Below are 3629 nucleotides of genomic sequence, written 5' to 3' on the forward strand. Positions count from 1 at the left end.
GAAAATACAGGACGAGGGCAGACTTGACGAATGGTGTGATGACAACCTGCAATGGCTGCACTATACCTTCGGCAAGGAAAATACAGTTTCGGCAGTCCTGCACATGGATGAGCACACACCGCACATTCATGCCACGGTCGTACCGATAGTAACAGGAGAGCGCAGGAAAGCCAAGAAAAAGCAGACGGAAGGTAAACGCTCCTACCGCAAGAAAGCCAATACCGTGCGTCTGTGTGCCGATGATGTGCTGACACGTGAGAAGCTGGTAACATATCACGACAGTTATGCAAAAGCAATGGAGAAATATGGCTTGCAACGTGGTGTGCGTGGCTCGGAAGCACGCCATACGACAACCGCCCAATACTACCGTGATTTGAAACGGAAGACGGGTGAACTTGAAGCCAACATGCGGCAGTTACAGACCGAGCAACAACAGGCAGAGCAACAGCTTGACGAGGTAAGGCAGGAGGTCAAATCGGAGAAACTGGAAGCAGCCAAGACAGAAGCGAAAGCCGCATTCGTGGCAAAGGTCGGTTCTATTTTCGGTGGTGGTAAACAGAAAGAGTTTGAACATAGGAATGAAGATTTGCAAAACCGCATAAAGGAACTTGAAGAAGAAGCCGTACAACGAGAGGAACAACATAGCAAGCAGATACAGGAAATGAAGAATGCTTACGAACGACAATACCGCAAATTGTCGGAATTTACAGATTTTGTCAAACGCTACTTCCCTTATGTGGAAAAACTGATGCCTACTATCAAGTTTTTGCGTGAAACTCTGAATTTTAGCGATGGGCTAATCAAAAAGCTGTGTATGTTTAAGGATGTCACTATTAAAGGTAAACTCTATTCTTCTGAATTCCGACAGCTCTTTAAGACTGATGGTTCGGTTTGCTCGCTTAAAGAGACCTCGGATGGGAAATTTGATCTCAAAATAGACGGCATTTCACATGTTAACTGGTTCAGACACAAGAAAGACGAGTTTATGGAAACATTAGGATTGCCGATAAAAAGGCAAAATAAAGGTATTAAATTGTAAATCAAAATAAAGTCCGCGATAGTTGGTGTCTTATCACGGACTTTTTGTACTTTTGCTGTATATTAAAAGCTATATTTATCAATGCACGAAAATTTAAATTGGGAGTCATTTAGTGAACAATATCACCTAAAAAATGATAAATACGTTCAAGATGTTTCTTTGTTACAGAGATTGCAAAAAACTGATTACTATCCTGTGATATTATATCCTAAATTACTCTGTGAACAACTATCCAAAAAGTTTATAATTGGTTCTATTGGTGTAGGGAAAGATAAATCACATATCTTCCTCCATGATTTCTTAAATGCCGCCAAGCAGTTGAATATTAAAGGGGATGACTGGCAATTTTTAATTCATCCGTTTGATCCTAAAGATGCTGTCGCTCCACAAATGCCTAATATACCGACTGAAAAAACAGAATGTTATGAGGCGCATAATTGGGGGTGTTTGATTCTTATACTCATAATGGCTGTTCTTTTTACTCTTCCTGCATTTTTTATATCACCTGAAGATCCTGGGTTAGGTGTGATTGTTGCTATTTTATGGATTCCATTCATTTTGCTCATAGCGCATAAAATGAATGTTGGAAAATCTGAGACAAAAGTACGGACAAGAAAATTAACACAACATGAAATTGACCAACTGCGACAAGAAGCACTAAAGAAATATCAGGACAATCTTGAAACATATCGAAAATTGAGAACAGAATACGATGGTAAGAAAATAGAATTTGAGAAACGATTAGATTCACAAGCCCAATTACTTGATAAACATTCCAATATTATCGTTGCCTCAATATTTAAGCGTTGCTTGATAACTTATCATCAAATACAAGATAATAATAAACCTCCGCAACGAGGAGCTTTCGAGAATAATTTATTCTATGCTTTAATGAAGGAATTTCCTTCTTATACTAAGATAGATAAGATACTTGGTCCTTACTCTCCTGATTTAGTTTTGTTTAACGGATGTTCATGTCCCATTGATATAGAAATAGATGAGCCTTATGATTTTCAAACAAGGAAAGAAATTCATTATATAGGGTGTGGGGATGAGGAAAGGAACAAGTTCTTTGTTCAGAATGATTGGTTTGTTCTTAGATTTTCCGAAAATCAAATAAAGAATCATCTTTTTGAGTGTGTGGATATAGTTAAAGCTCTTATCCATTTCATCGAATGTGGAGATACTTCTAAACTAAATGAAATCGAAAGCATCATTATACATATTCAAGAACCTCGCTGGAGCAAAGAAAAATCAAGAATGTTAGCGATAGAAAATTATCGTACACGGCAATATTGATAAGTTGTTATAATTACTGTAGAAATATAACTTTGTTATTATGGAATATCATTATGTAAAATTTAATAGCGATAAAGAAGTTACAGTATTCTTTGAGGAACTAAATAAAAAGGCTTATTTTCCATTACATTGGAACACTCAAGACGGGTTAAAAATATATGGATGCATCTGTGCCGAAAGTGTAGGTAGCAGCTTATTTGTCTACGGTAAGACAATCCTTCGTAATGAAATTGTAGCATATTCCCCAAATAACACCATATTTAGTGGATTAAAAGTTTATGGGTCAAGCAAACAATATAAAGGCTTATTGAACTTTAAAGGCAAAGAAGTTTTACATAACATCTATGACGATATATCAATTTTCTTTCAAACAGAAGATACCCTTTTTCTTAAAACAATAAAAAATAGTCTTTACGGTTTGGTTTGTTGTAGAATCTATGGAGATGAAGTTTCCGAAATTATACCTCCAAAATACGAGGACTTATTTGATGCAGGAGAATATTCAATAGGTTTTGTATCAGACAACAAAGTGGGATTTATGTCATTGGAAGGTAAAATAATTGTGGAGGCAAAATATAGGCAAGGTGAGGAATACAATTATTTTATTGACGGGAAAGCTTTAGTGCGTATTGATAAAGAACATACCACGGATATGTATATTAACCATTATGGAAATTTCATAGAGTACCCCGAAGCAGATAACATATCGTCATTTGGTGGACAAGGTACAAGTACATATCCTTATGGAGATTTACCAGATGCTTCTGAAGCATACGAAGATTTGCCTGACGCATTTTGGAATACTGATTAAATAATGAATTTTATCTCAAATTCATACGATAGGACTCTGAACTAAAGATATATTCAAGCCAATAAATTTATAATTGGAAAAAGAAAATATCTTCATATTCCTTTTGACCCGTTATTTTTTTACTACATTTGCAAAGATAAGAGTTACCAAAACAGCAAAGCGATGCAGACCACGGCAATTAGAACGGTTACCAACTCATTACCCGAAAACGAGGTAATTCTTCTAACTCTCTTGATTTCAAAGAGGTATATTCCTTATACAGATTTACGGAAAATCTGTGGAATATCCGCCGGATTTCGTCAGATTAACGAAAATGTGGATGATGCGGGATTGGATAAAATGAACGGATATTCAATAAAAAAATCAGAGACTACCTCGTGAAAATCCGAGATAGTCTCTTTGGAGAGCGGAAGACGGGACTCAAACCCGCGACCCTCAGCTTGGAAGGCTAATGCTCTATCGACTGAGCTACTTCCGCAA

At 36.7% G+C, this 3629-nt stretch carries 3 protein-coding genes and 1 tRNA gene; 3 read left to right on the top strand and 1 reads right to left on the bottom strand.

Annotated elements, in window-relative coordinates; all coding sequences use genetic code 11:
* The 3 genes from mobV to H9625_RS17200 form a co-directional block, all read left to right on the top strand.
* Positions 1-1039, top strand: a 1039-nt coding sequence (gene mobV / locus H9625_RS17190) for a MobV family relaxase (protein WP_191765534.1), incomplete at its 5' end; no start/stop codon positions are given.
* An 81-nt stretch (positions 1040-1120) separates the two neighbouring features.
* Positions 1121-2338, top strand: a complete 1218-nt coding sequence (locus tag H9625_RS17195) for a hypothetical protein (protein WP_191765536.1) — start codon at positions 1121-1123, stop codon at positions 2336-2338.
* Between the two features lie 40 nt (positions 2339-2378).
* The gene (locus H9625_RS17200; protein WP_191765538.1) at positions 2379-3149 is read left to right on the top strand and encodes a WG repeat-containing protein; all 771 of its coding nucleotides are present in this window, start codon (positions 2379-2381) and stop codon (positions 3147-3149) included.
* Between the two features lie 405 nt (positions 3150-3554).
* Here H9625_RS17200 and H9625_RS17205 read toward each other — a convergent pair.
* Positions 3555-3627: transfer RNA gene (locus H9625_RS17205), tRNA-Gly, on the bottom strand.
* Between the last annotated feature and the right edge of the window lie 2 nt (positions 3628-3629).

It is taken from the genome of Phocaeicola intestinalis (assembly GCF_014837065.1).
GTDB lineage: Bacteria > Bacteroidota > Bacteroidia > Bacteroidales > Bacteroidaceae > Phocaeicola > Phocaeicola intestinalis.